General features: G+C 48.9%; 10 protein-coding genes. 1 reads left to right on the forward strand and 9 read right to left on the reverse strand.

What is annotated here, in order from left to right; genetic code table 11:
- Positions 1–119: 119 nt before the first annotated feature.
- Both HMPREF1493_RS05380 and tsaD read right to left on the reverse strand, forming a co-directional pair.
- Positions 120–2,159 carry an NAD(+) synthase gene (locus HMPREF1493_RS05380; RefSeq protein ID WP_035428433.1) on the reverse strand — a complete coding sequence of 680 codons (2,040 nt, stop codon included), beginning with the start codon at positions 2,157–2,159 and terminating at the stop codon, positions 120–122.
- A 10-nt stretch (positions 2,160–2,169) separates the two neighbouring features.
- Entirely contained in the window at positions 2,170–4,641 is a 2,472-nt protein-coding gene (gene tsaD, locus HMPREF1493_RS05385; protein ID WP_035428440.1) for a tRNA (adenosine(37)-N6)-threonylcarbamoyltransferase complex transferase subunit TsaD, read from the reverse strand.
- Between the two features lie 381 nt (positions 4,642–5,022).
- Here tsaD and HMPREF1493_RS05390 point away from each other — a divergent pair, with 381 nt between their 5' ends.
- Positions 5,023–5,907 carry an Abi family protein gene (locus HMPREF1493_RS05390; RefSeq protein WP_035428442.1) on the forward strand — a complete coding sequence of 295 codons (885 nt, stop codon included), beginning with the start codon at positions 5,023–5,025 and terminating at the stop codon, positions 5,905–5,907.
- Between the two features lie 78 nt (positions 5,908–5,985).
- Here HMPREF1493_RS05390 and mcrC read toward each other — a convergent pair whose 3' ends face one another.
- From mcrC to HMPREF1493_RS05425, 7 genes are all read right to left on the reverse strand, one after another.
- Positions 5,986–7,059, reverse strand: a complete 1,074-nt coding sequence (gene mcrC, locus HMPREF1493_RS05395) for a 5-methylcytosine-specific restriction endonuclease system specificity protein McrC (protein ID WP_035428444.1) — start codon at positions 7,057–7,059, stop codon at positions 5,986–5,988.
- On the reverse strand, positions 7,056–8,627 hold the full coding sequence (locus tag HMPREF1493_RS05400; protein ID WP_035428447.1) for an AAA family ATPase: 1,572 nt from the start codon (positions 8,625–8,627) through the stop codon (positions 7,056–7,058). The genes mcrC and HMPREF1493_RS05400 overlap by 4 nt, the downstream gene beginning before the upstream one ends.
- 226 nt (positions 8,628–8,853) lie before the next feature.
- Positions 8,854–10,179, reverse strand: coding sequence for a PTS sugar transporter subunit IIC (locus HMPREF1493_RS05405; RefSeq protein WP_035428451.1), 1,326 nt, complete (start codon positions 10,177–10,179; stop codon positions 8,854–8,856).
- A gap of 182 nt (positions 10,180–10,361) precedes the next feature.
- The gene (locus HMPREF1493_RS05410; protein ID WP_035428453.1) at positions 10,362–11,453 is read right to left on the reverse strand and encodes a DUF871 domain-containing protein; all 1,092 of its coding nucleotides are present in this window, start codon (positions 11,451–11,453) and stop codon (positions 10,362–10,364) included.
- A gap of 82 nt (positions 11,454–11,535) precedes the next feature.
- Positions 11,536–12,909, reverse strand: a complete 1,374-nt coding sequence (locus HMPREF1493_RS05415) for a PTS sugar transporter subunit IIC (protein ID WP_156921399.1) — start codon at positions 12,907–12,909, stop codon at positions 11,536–11,538.
- A gap of 67 nt (positions 12,910–12,976) precedes the next feature.
- Positions 12,977–13,300 (reverse strand): PTS sugar transporter subunit IIB, encoded by a 324-nt coding sequence (locus tag HMPREF1493_RS05420; RefSeq protein ID WP_035428454.1) that lies wholly within the window; start codon positions 13,298–13,300, stop codon positions 12,977–12,979.
- A gap of 12 nt (positions 13,301–13,312) precedes the next feature.
- A complete protein-coding gene (locus HMPREF1493_RS05425) occupies positions 13,313–13,645 on the reverse strand; it encodes a PTS sugar transporter subunit IIA (RefSeq protein ID WP_035428455.1) in 333 nt (110 codons plus the stop codon).
- Between the last annotated feature and the right edge of the window lies 1 nt (position 13,646).

The raw sequence follows: 13,646 nt of genomic DNA on the forward strand, positions 1-13,646 counted from the left end.
CATAAAAGTACCCGGCTATTCATATACATGAATAGCCGGGTACTGAACGTCATCATTTGCTGCACGGCAGAATTTGCGTCAACGTCATCACGGTACCTCGCACCATCGAGCAACGCCAGCTAGGCCTCCAAGCTCTCCAGTTCAGAGAGCCAGAGCGAGCTAGAAGCGTCGGATGGCATGCGCAGGTCGCCGCGCGGAGACAGCGAAACCGAACCAACCTTTGGTCCGTCAGGCATCGCCGAGCGCTTAAACTGCTGCGAGAAGAAGCGGCGATAGAATACCTTCAGCCAACGCACGATAGTCTCGTGGTCGTAAATCTCCTGGTCAGTGCCTGTGCCAAACGCACACTCGGCAAGACGTAGAACCTTGAGTGGGCCACTTCCGTGACGAAGCACGTGGAATAAGAAGAAATCGTGCAACTCGTATGGGCCAACCAGGTCCTCCGTCTTCTGCTCAATGGAACCGTCTGCCGCGGATGGCAGCAGCTCAGGAGAAACCGGCGTGTCCAGAACGTCGCGCAAAACGTGAGCAATTTCGTCCTCGCCCTGCTCCTCATAAGCGTCTGCGCAGTAATCGACAAGGTACCTGACCAGCGTCTTTGGCACCGATGCATTTACGCCGTACATGGACATCTGGTCACCGTTGTACGTTGCCCAACCAAGCGCCAGCTCGGAAAGATCGCCCGTGCCAATGACCATGCCGCTCACCTGGTTGGCAACGTCCATCAGAATCTGCGTACGTTCGCGAGCCTGGGCGTTTTCGTACACAACGTCGTGAACGTCCTGGTTGTGGCCAATGTCGGCAAAGTGCTGCAGAACGGAATCCACAATGGAAATCTCGCGCAGGTCGGCGCCAAGCGACTGCACCAGCTCAATCGCGTTAGTGTACGTGCGGTCCGTGGTGCCAAATCCCGGCATCGTCACAGCTACAATGCCCGAGCGGTCGTATCCCAGCTGGTCAAACGCTCGCACTGTGACGAGAAGGGCCAGCGTAGAGTCAAGTCCTCCCGAAATGCCAATAACCGCATGGTCAGAGCCGGTGTGTGCCAGCCTTGAAGCCAAACCGTGGGCCTGAATCGACAGAATCTCCTCGCAGCGCGCCGCGCGAGCGTCGTCCATCGCGGGCACAAACGGATGCGGGTCAACGTACCTGGTCAGCGGCGTGCGGATTGCAAGCTCGACGCCCTCGTCCTCGCTGTCGTGGCCGTGACCTGCGGCAACGTGCTCGTCGTCGTCCTCACCTTCACCATCAAACTCCAGCGAGAAATACGTGGTCAGGTGCTTATAATCCTCCGGAGTCGGCGCAACCTCAAACGTCGACGTGCGCCTGCGGTCAGCCGCTAGTGACAGCACGTCAATCTCGGACACCGCAATACCCTCGCCAAACACGCCAGAGTCGGCAAGCACACGGCCATTCTCGACAACAAGATCATGGCCCGAGAAAACCAAATCGGTCGTAGACTCGCCTTCACCAGCGCTCGCATAAACGTAGCCGCAGATCAGACGCGCACTCTGCTGTGCAACCAGCTGACGACGATACGCGGACTTGCCGGCCAGCGCGGGCGACGCGGACAAGTTGCAGATCAGCGTAGCGCCGGCAACGGCGTGCGCATTTGATGGCGGCATAGGCACCCAGAGGTCCTCGCAGATCTCTGCGCCCACGACCAGCTCAGGGATGGTGTCGCACGCAAACAGTTGGTTGGTACCAAACGGCACCTCACCAAGCAGGCCAAAGTCCACACTAGTGACCGTCTTAGGGCCAGAAACAAAGTGGCGACCCTCGTAAAACTCGTTGTACATGGGCACGTAGCGCTTGGGCACCAGGCCCAAAAGCTCTCCCCCAAAGAGAACGGCGGCGCAGTTGTAGAGCTTGCCAGCTACCCGAACAGGCAGTCCTAGCAGCAGCAACGCGTCGACGTCAGCCGTGCGAGCAGCAATGGAAACCAAGCCGCGCTCGGCAGCGTCCAGGAGCGCATCCTGCCAGAACAGGTCCTCGCAGGTGTAGCCCGTGATGCAAAGCTCGGGCAGTACGACCACCTTGGCACCGCAATTACCTGCGGCTTCTTCGATGGCCGCCAGGCAGCTCTCCACGTTAAACGCCACGTCGGCCACGCGAACGCGCGGCGTGATACTTGCAACTTTGATGAATCCGTCTTGCACAATGGCCTCCTTACATGCCGCTTGGGACAACGGGCGCCGCATCCGACGACCACGATCCCAGCTGCGCGTTGGGGTTTGCGTCCAAGGTCAATGGCGAGAAACCCTGCGTACGGTAGCTACGAAGTGCGCCGACGGCAATCATTGCGGCGTTGTCGCCACAAACCGACATCGGGGGCACCGTCACTCGAACGCCCATACGACCAAAGGTTTCCTTATATGCAGCTCTGAGCGCGGGGTTGGCAGCAACGCCGCCACCCACGCAGAAATCGGAGACGCCCGTCTCCTCAACAGCGGTTTTAGCCTTTGCAACCTGCACGTCAATAACCGCCTGTTCAAACGAAGCAGCCAAGTCTGGCAGATTGATTGCTCTACCTGCGCGATTCTCGCCCTCAATGTAGGTAATAACGGCTGTCTTCAGGCCAGAAAGGCTGAAGGAATAGTCACCGCTGTGCATCATCGCGCGCGGGAAGTGGATAGCCTTAGGATTGCCCTGAGCTGCAAGTTTGCTGATTACGGGACCACCTGGATAGCCGAGGCCAAGCGCCTTGGCAACCTTGTCAAAAGCCTCACCCACGGCGTCGTCGATGGTGGAGCCCAAAACCACGTAATCTCCCCAGGCACGCACGTGTACCAGCATAGTATTGCCGCCCGAGACCAGACTGGCCACAAACGGCGGCTCCAAGTCGGGCGTCTCAAACAGGTTGGCCAGCAGATGGCCTTCCAGGTGATGCACGGGAATAAGCGGCAGGTCAGTGGCCACGCAGAAGCCCTTGGCAAACGCCACGCCCACCACAAGTGCGCCAACAAGGCCAGGACCTGCGGTAACACCAACGGCGGCCAGGTCAGACGGCACCAGCGTGTCGCAACCAAAGTGCGCGCCCGCACGAGCCATGGTCTCCTCGAAGAGACCAACGATAGCCTCGGTATGCTTGCGAGAAGCAATCTCGGGCACGACGCCGCCAAAGCGAGCGTGGAAGTCAATTTGAGTTGCAACGACGTTTGCACAGACCACACCGTGTGAATCCATAATGCACATGGCAGTCTCGTCGCACGAGGACTCCAGGCTGAGAATCAAATCCCCCGCCTCGCGCAGTGCCGCAAGCGTCTCTTCAGAGCGCTCACCTGCAACAATAGGCCACGGACGCACTGATGCGTGAGGTTCAGGGTTCCTGGCCTCAAAGCCAGCGCCAACCGCCAAAGGCAGCTGCGCCGTCATCAAAAGCGCCGCGCAATCTGGACCGTAATATCCCGGACGACGACCAACCTCAACAAATCCCAGCTTGCTATAGGCACCCTGAGCTGGAGCGTTATCCTCCTCCACCTCAAGAGTAATCGCAGATGCACCCAGCATCTGAGCATCGTATGCCACGCGTTCTACCAGCTTGGATGCAATTCCCTGGCGGCGACGCTCAGGCGTGACCACCACTTCTTCCACCTCAAACTGAGCTCCTGCCAGACGACCGCCCGCAAAGCCAATAACCGTTCCGCGATCGTGAGCCAGCCACCAGCTACGCCCAACGCCCGAGAGCTCGTCATAGAACGTCTGCTTTGACCAGGCCGAATGCGCAGCGTCAGCATATGTTGCTGCCTCCATCTCCGCCACCTGATCCAGATCGTTCACCGTCATCGGACGAAGCTGCAGGTGAATATCAGCCAGCGCATCATCCACGCCGGTCAGGGCCACCGTTGCCGGCTCTTTGAGGCCCAAACGCTTGCGCTCCGACTCCTCCGCATCCGAAAGACGCGTGTAAATGGGCAGTACTAGCGCCGGATCGCCCGCACCCGCCTGCTGATACTCGGGCATGCACACCGCACGTACCAGGCCTTCTCCTGTTGGGAACCACGTTGCTTCATCGGTGTATGTCGAGAAACCCGAGCACTCAAAACGCTCACGGTACTTCACTAAGCCATTGCCTGTAAGCGTGAGCTGGTCCTTATCAGTCCTGCTCGACCACTCCTCTACACAGGCATCTGCCTTGAGGACGGTCTCCACCGGGAACGTTCTATGTGCTCCAGCGTCATCCAGCAGGTAGATGCCCGGATAGACCTCGCCGCGCATGGCGTCTGCAACAACGCCAACGGTGCCGCGAACGCCCGCCTTCCACGCGCTGAACGCCATGGCATCAAGCGCGCTTGCGCCATAAAGCGGCAGGCCAGAGCCGCACGCAATGCCCTTTGCGGTGGCCACGCCAATGCGGACACCCGTGAACGAGCCAGGTCCTCTACCTGCGATAACAGCGTCGACGTCAGCCATGGTCAGTCCAGCAGCTTTGAGCGCTTCCTGAACTGAGCCCACAAGCTCCACGTTTGCCTGGCGACGACACAGGTGATCCGTCGACGCCAGCACCTCGACGTCGAACCCGCCGTCTGCGGCTGCCGCAGCGGCATCGCACCTGGTCAGACGCGCGACCGTACACGCCAGCATGTCCGTCGACGTATCAACCGCAAGCACCACGTTTGTTTCATTTTTTATAGCAAGCATAAACACTCTTCTCGGCGTAAAAACGCCTTGTATCACGCCAATATTTCTTCTTGTAACTCTATAACTATACGCCAAGCCACGCCCGCAAACAGCGCGAGTCCCAACCCCGCAAAACTTTTACGCAACAGCTGTTCTACCGGCGCGTTTATACGTCGTAACTTAATCAAACCTTGGCTAGCGAGAAACGCTCTGATGCCTACACCATATACACAAACCTGCAGAAATAGCTTGAATAGATTAGGCGATGAAGAATTTACAGTTTCCGCCCTATTACTCTAGACAATCTTGCTATTTAGTTTATAGTTAATTCATCAGCGCCCACCCAAGGCTACGCAATGCGTCCTGAAATGCGGTGGGCCTTTTCATAGCATTGGGATTCACATGGAAAATAAACCTTTTAAAAGCATCGATGAGATGTGTTGTTTATTAATTCAAGACCGTGGACTTATCTGCCCAGATGATAATGAACTGAGGAAATTTTTAAGTAGGACAAATTACTATCGTTTCTCTGGATATGCTCGTGATTTTCAAGAAGATCCGGAGAAAGGCAAGAACTCGTTTGTCGGCAATACTTCTTTTCAAGATATTAATAAGCTTATTAACCTTGATGCTAAATTACGAATTCTGCTGACAGAGCAATTAAGTGTTATCGAAATCGCAATTAGAGCAAAGCTTGCCCACGAATTTGGTAATGAGTATGGTTCAAATGCTTACTATCTTGATTGCAATACCTATGCTAAGCGTAATTTTGCAAAAAACTTTATAATTCCGGGAATTCTTTCAGATCTTGATCATGACAAAAGCCGAATCATTCAGCATTATTCAAAAAAGAACTTCAACACACCTTATGAAAAATATCATGATGTACCAATCTGGGTTGCTGTAGAGGTCCTCTCCTTTGGAAGAATTTCTAATATGATTAGCTATTCAGATAATATTGAAGTAACCAAAAGAGTAGCTAAATCTCTCGGTGTCCAATGGAAACCTTTTTCAAGTGTTGTTCATTCTTTACATGTACTAAGAAATTTGTGTGCACATCATCGTCAACTATGGAATAGACCCATGCGCATCCAATGTCCAGTTCAGAAAAAACTTCGCCCAAAAGACATTAGCTTTGACCCCAAGAGCGTTTACGCTCACATACTAATGGCCAACTACTACAGAAAAGCCATCGATGGGGATACTTCGGTTGCCAGAAGAATACAAGAACTTCTCGATAAGAACGTTGTTTTTGCAGAAGGTATTTATTTACCTCATCCAAAATAGCCACATCTAAAAAAGCCTGTATACTTACATCAACATGACCGGTTCCGCTAGAGCTTTTTGCCTAGTCCAGGGCCGGTCCTATTTTTCTATCCCAAACTGGTCTTCCACAATCTGGTCAAGCTGCGCAGAAATACACGAGAACTCTTTGTTCAAATCGAGCGTCTGCACAGAAATCTTATTACCGCTTATGTGATACACGTCGTTAGGAGCCAGCAGCTCATTTGTTCGCGCATACAAAAGCATGCCTGAGACCTTCCGGTCGGCGCCTTTCACCTGGGCTTCTTTATTCTTCACATACGTATAAATCTGATACAAATTACCCGAATGCACCTTATGCACACCAAAATTTTCTTGAAGCGAATGCTGGTAATACTTCGCGTCAATAATCAAAATCTGATTGCCATACGAGAGCGTAATATCCGTCTGCATATCCGGCAAAAGCCCAACGTATCCATCGTCCAAATCCCAAGGAATTTGCGACGCTCTGGCAGAAAAACCCTTCACATGCTGGGCAAACTCCTGCTCGTAATACTCAAGAATGAACTTCTCGTACAACCTATGCATTTTTTGCTCGTCAATAAAACTTGCCAGGTGGTACTCGCCGTCTTCAGTGGTCATGAGCATGCCTTCAACGATCAACTGGCAAATTGAGAGCAGCAGCTGATACGTGCGGTTATTGCGCTGAAAACGAATATCCGCCCAGCGAACCTGTTTCAAATCAACCTCGTCAATGTCCGCAAAGAAAAGCATTTCTCGCTTAAGCGCAACCTTGTACTGCGGCGATATATCCTTCTGTTTGAGCAGCAACAGAGCCACGGACTTTAAGATCTGATTGAATAGATTGTTTTGCGAAAGCTCATCAAAATCACAGGTAACTTGCGCGCGCTGAGCAAGACGATTCCTAATGGTTCCCGACATTTCAATCTTGCCTCGAACAACCGCCAGATCCTCCACACAATTTATGTACTCGCGATATAAGCCCTGCTTGAGCTGCAAACCAATTCCCTTGGACAAGATGGCCGCAAACAGGTTATAAATCGAGTCAAACGTCTCCTTCTGCACGTCCTCATACACGGATTCCCGCAGCGTAGTGAAGGCGTACGACAGCATATAGTAAATATTTTTTATGAAGATATGCCTATCTTCGGTCATTGAAACACTCCATGAAGGATGTTCCCCCAGCGCTGGTATTTCTCCTGGTCGTCAAACCAATACTCGCCCAGCATTGGCAAGATGTCGTAATCCACAACCTCCTGCATCCATTTATCGGTGCAGTTCAGCTCATCGCGACCACAGAAATAGCTGTGTCCAATGCAGAATCCCCTGCCCAGCGACCTGTCCAACGCAATCTCCGTATTCAACTCAATTACCTTGACGAGAAGATCGTTGAAGGTTTCATTTTTAAGTGACTGCTGGTACTGAATAAAGCCCTCAGTCTCAAAACCAGGTTCCATCTCAAAGAAGCTAAAACGACGACGCAAAGCGTAGTCAATCATTGCCAGGCTTCTGTCTGCCGTATTCATCATTCCGATAATGTAAAGGTTCTTTGGGACCGAGAATTTCTCGTCATTGTACGCAAGTGTAGCCGGTGTACCTCGATAATCGTTTTCAATGAGCATCAAAAGTTCACCAAAAATCTTGCTCAGATTGCCACGGTTAATCTCGTCGATAATAAAGAAATATTTTGCGTCAGGATCAGCCTCTGCCTTCTTGCAGAAACGATAAAACACGCCTTTCTTGAGCTCAAAGCTTGCCCCACTAGGCTTGTAGCCCATCATAAAGTCTTCGTACGAATAATTCTGGTGGAATTGTACGAACTCAATAGCGTCCTCGTTCACGGCACCTATCAGCGAATATGCAAGTCTTTTTGCCGAGAAGGTCTTTCCAACTCCTGGTGCTCCCTGCAAAATAATGTTCTTTTTATTCAACAGGACAGCTGCCAGCTTGTCGTACTTCTCCTCCGGCATAAATACTTCCTCCAAAAATTTTCCCTTGTTATATGGAGGAATACAAAACAACTTATCACCAGGTTGAGTTGGAGGAATCTCTTTATAATCCTTTGAGAAATACGCAATATCAGCCGTTAGAGTCACAAAATAAGGATCTGGATAGCAATCTTCTGTTAAAGCAGAGGTAAACATCTTAATGAGTTCGGAATCTTCAGAAATTACATCTCTAACTTCATTATAAAATTTCGTATACGTCCTTATATTAGTTGTAGATGCCCCCTGCTTAAACTCGTAATTGCTCTCTAACCTATCCGATAAAGCTTTTACTTGTCTAAACTTATATATGTAATATATGTCTGGATATCTAAGCCAAAGATAAGTTGTGATGGTTCCCTCTTTTTGATAATGCTGCTTTCCTTCAGGACCATATACATCCAGTAACTTATCCGACTTTGCCATAAATCCGTTAATACGCTCAACTATATCGATGTTCTCGTCATAAAGTTGCATAAACATACTACGAACTTCTTCTGCATCCTGTTCAGCATAAAACTCAATCATCTTACGAGAAAAATCATAAGAAGTAGTTAAAAGATTATCTGTCTTTGACAGCGACTTTCTCAGCATCGCAGGAAAATCCTGGGCGTTTATATCCCAGTTATCCTGGAAGCACTTAATTGCTTCCCACTTATATTTTTCTTCCTCCCAGTGAGAAGGAAAATTCTCTTTGTACTGAGTGAGGACCTCATCAAGAGATTGTCTATCTATCATTGCTGCTCCCTTTAAGCAAAAGCCAGTAAATCTTTCTGGTTGCTCGCATACACTGCCAGGTCAACCTATGTCATCGCCTAGCATGTACCACCAGTTAAATTGCGCTTTATACTGATAGTATCCTCCTAATTGGGACTCATATTTTTAACTTCTTACACATTTCGGCGAACAGAAAAAAGGCAGCTCACCCAGAGCTGCCTTCAACGCACACTATGTCTCCACGGCACTAGACTACATGCTCTGTCTCAGCTCCCTTTTCCTCCTTGAGAAACTGCATATCCAGAGCCTTAATAAACGGCAGGTAGATTGCCATATCAATCAAAATCAATACGAGCTGAAGTAAAGCGCCCTGCCATCCGCACAGAAGAAATCCCGAGATCAAAGGAGGGGTACTTCCAGGCAGCATAATACCGTTGCACAGAGGCACCAAGCCGGTGCTCATTGCGGACCACGCAATTAAAACGTTAACAACCGGCGTAAAAATCAGAGGAATTGCCATGATGGGATTCAAAACTATCGGCAGTCCGTACATGACGGGCTCGTTAATACCAAAAATACCAGGCACAATGGAGATCTTTGCAATGTCTTTTGCACGGCGAGAATTGCAGAACAAAAATATCACAATCAACAGCGAAAGCGTTGATCCTCCGCCGCCAAACAGCGCAAAGAACGCATCAAACTCTCGATTGATAATGTTGGGCAGTGCGGTTCCAGCTGCAAAAGCAGCCTGGTTTTCCAGCGTAAGCGCAGTCAAAATCGGCGTAAAAATAGGGCTAGTAATGTTTGACCCGTTAATGCCAAAGAACCAGAAAATACCCTGGATGACGTAAGCAATCGCCAGAGCCCACACGGTTCCGCCAAGCATGGTCAGTGGAATCTGCAACATCGAATAAATGCAGGTAAACGCATCTCCCCAAGGGGTAAGTGCAAACAAAACGCTAATCGCCCACACTGCGGCAAACGTGAGCGCCATCGGAACCAGAGCACTAAACGCAAGCGAAACAGACGTAGGAACGCCCTCCGGCATCCTAATAACCCAGTTCTTCTTGATAGCAAATCCAAAAATGGACACCGACAAAAAGCCTACGATAATCGCTACAAACACACCCCTCGCGCCGGTCCACGCAAGAGGAATGCTCTCCACCAAAAATGGCTGAGAAGCTCCCTGGGGCAAAAACTCAGTCACCTGAGGCATCAAAATAAACCAGCTGACGAGCGAAACCATACCAGCAGAAACTCGATCTTCTAAACCAAGTTGATCAGCAAAGTTGTAGCCAATCTCGAACGACAAAAATATTGCCATAAGAGAAACGGTGCAGGCAGAAGGAATGGCCAACAGCGAGAAAAGCGACTTGCCCTGAATCGTAGTGGACTTCAAGAAATCAACCCACGCTGGGATTGGCAGATTACCTACCAGCGTAAACATTGATCCGATAATAAGGATTGGCATGAGCATGGCAAAAGAGTCGCGCATAGTAAGAAGATATTTATTTTTACTCACCAACTCTGCCATTGGCATAAGCTTCTTCTCAAGACCTTGCGCTACATTCATATAGTCCCCGGCGTATCTCCTAAAATAACGATGTGAATCACAGGGTAGAATCATATATCAAAGACAATTGTTACTTCCAAAAACAAGACTATTCTTTACAAAAAACCTGGCGAGAAGATCACTCCTCTCGCCAGGCGACTAATTTTCCATTTCAGCATTGATGCTACAACCAAACAACCCCGCTAGTCTCTAACAAATCCAAACGGGAATTCAGGTTTCACATAATCCAACAAGAAAAGTTCGTCTTCTGGGATACGTCCTACAACATTGCGGGTTCCGTCGTCCTCAAAATCTCTTAGAGCAACTTCGACTTCTCCCAGGTAATGAGACAGATTGTCATTCACTACTAATACGTCTCCGCATTTAATATGACAATCCGTGCGCTCGCGAGCAGGAATTGAAGTGGAGTACTCAAACATCCTAGGTACTGAAGAACGCAGATAATACTCAGATGCATCGCCACGTGTTACGTGGTTGAACTGATACAAAACGTTCTTCTCGACCTCAGTTACACCAGAATCAAATTCAACCTTGAACGTTACCTTAGTAGTATCAACAGCGGCTAATGTGGCAAGCTCCTCTTCAGAAGCAAAGCAATTGCCAATCATAATGTCGTCAATAAGGCCAGTTGCCAACAGGTGTCTTGCCTGCAAATCAATTGAACGAGTACGATCATCTTCGCAGGTAGGAAGACCGTCATAAACCGACCATGGACCAAACGTGTTATTCTGCTGACTCGTCACAAATGCTGCCTGAGTTAGACCCATACCAAAATAATGCTCGGAGAATTCAATAAAGCGTTTCTCGCTCAAGCCAGAAAATCTCTGTGGATAAAAATTGTGACAAACGCACATATTGCGACGATATGCGCCACGCTCAATAAGTAGATCAAGCGACAGCATCTGGCTGGCGTTGAACTCGACTGCAATGCCATAAGGATTTCTTGTCAGAGCAATGTCCTGACGGTCTCCCAAATGCCCATCAAGGCGAATAATATCTACGCCCATCTTGGCAAAAACAGAAATATCAGTTGCCGTTGCCCCTAAGTGCTGGAATACGCGCGGGTTGGTATCCACTGCAACAGTAAACCCATACCCATGAGCGCGGTCCATAAACTGTGAAAACTCAGCTACTGTCTCTTCTGGTGACTTATCCACAGAAAGTAAGCATGTGAAAATGCGCGAGAAACCATAGTTACTTGCTAATGCCATGTAGGCATCATCGGCTTCAGGTGTTGAGTGCTCTGGATAAAGAGAAATTCCAAGCCTATGCATCACTTCCTCCAATCAAGCGTACAGGTTGGTACCTGGCACAGCGTCTCAGCGTTGCACCAGGTACAGCTCAAATACAAAAGTTTTACAGCACTACAGAATCAAGGTCGATTGAGTCAAAGTCTTCCAGCTCAGTAGAAGGTTCCTCAGAAGCTGCGGCTTCTTCCTTCAGGTATTCCTTATCCAACGTCTTGATGAAAGGCAGATAAATAAAGATTCCCAGAATAATCAAGAAGAACTGCAGGACAGCGCCTTGCCAACCACTCAGCAGGAATCCAGAAACCAGAGGAGGAGTAGTCCAAGGAAGCATAACGCCGTTGCACAGAGGTACTAAACCAAGATCCATGATGAAGTACGCAATGATGATGTTGACCACTGGAGTGAGGATAAAGGGGATCAACATAACAGGGTTAAGAACAATAGGAAGACCAAAGATAATTGGCTCATTGATACCAAAGATACCAGGAGCAACAGAAATCTTTGCCAGATCTTTAATACGCTTGGAATTGCAGAACAGAAGCATTGCGATTAGTAGAGAGAGCGTCGAGCCGCCGCCACCAAAGGTTGCAAAGAAGGTCTCGAATTCACGGTTAACAATGTTAGGAAGTGCTGCGCCGGCAGCAAATGCAGCCTGATTTTCCAGCGAAAGTGCAGTAAGAATTGGTGTGTAAATTGAACCAGTAACGCTGGAACCATGGATACCAATAAACCAAAATCCACTTGCCAAAACATAACTAAATGCCAATGCCCAAACAGTTCCACCAAGTGAAGTCAAAGGAGCCTGAAGGATTGCATAAATGAAGTTAAAGGCATTGCCCCATGGGGAAATGATAAAGACAATACCAACCAGCCATACGGCGGTAAATGCAACGGTCATAGGGATAAGAGCACTAAATGCACGGGCAACAGTAGGAGGAACGCCCTCTGGCATCTTAATGGTCCAGTCTTTTTTAATGATGTAGCCAAACACGCCTACTGCAAAAAATCCTACAATCATGGCAATAAAGACACCTTTTGCGCCCGTCCATGCAAGAGGAATACTGTCTACCAGGAATGGCTCTACGCCCTCTTCAGGTGAAAACTCAGTTACCTGAGGCATAAGGATGAACCAACTTACCAGAGAAACAATGCCCGCTGACGCACGGTCTTTAATGCCAATGTGCTCGGCAAAGTTATAGCCAATGTTAAAAGCAAGGAAGATTGCCATGAGCGAAACAGTACATGCAGAAGGAATAGCCAGCAGAGCAAATAGCGATTTATCTGGCTGAACCATCGTAGTCTTCAAAAAATCAATCCACGCAGGAATTGGGAAGTTGCGAAGCAAAGTAAACATAGAGCCAATAATCAGGATTGGCATGACCATTGCAAACGAATCTCGCATGGTCAAAAGGTATTTATTTTTACCAATCATTTCGGCCAGCGGCATAAGTCGCTTTTCAAATACATCCATCGTTTTCATAGAACCCTCCAAACTAACAACTCTCCATTTTTTATAAAATCACAGATAAAACGTATAGCGAGAAACCCTATGCAGTAGAACCACGCTTAATCAAAGAAATGGCCATCTTAAGCACACGCTCGCCGTTCAAGTTGCCATAATCCGCTGACTCAATAACGCCAACAGGAATTTTTGCTCCGTATTTTGCGTTAACATCGTCAAAGCTAAAACGAACCTGAGGTCCCAGTAAAATGCAGTCAGGAGTGTCGTGCTCTACCTGGAAATCAATTGCGGTAGAAGAAAATGCTTCAACCTTTACTTGAATGCCATGGGCATCAGCGACCTCTTGCATCTTGTTTGCAAGCATACTTGTGGACATACCTGCACTACAAAACAAATCAATCTTTTTCATACCTACTTCCTTTCACTCACCACTGCTCGTAGTTACTTGCTTACAAAGCTCAACAATTTGCACTGCCAAATCGTGTGTGGTAAGAGCACACATCAAATGATCTTGTCCGTGGACCATCAGCAAAGACAGTGGTTTGTTATCCTGTCCAATAATTTCCTGCTGAATCCGTTCCATCTGAAACTCATGTGCTTGATTTAACGATTCTGAACTCTGTTTCAACAACTCATCTGCCTGGTCGAACTTTCCTAAACGAGCGCACTTGATTGCTTGTATTGCATAGCTTTTTGCATCCCCACCATGCACAACCAAGTTGGTGACAATAGCCTCTACCTCTCTTTCATCCATT

This window comes from Atopobium sp. ICM42b, assembly GCA_000564995.1.
Taxonomy (GTDB): Bacteria; Actinomycetota; Coriobacteriia; order Coriobacteriales; family Atopobiaceae; genus Lancefieldella.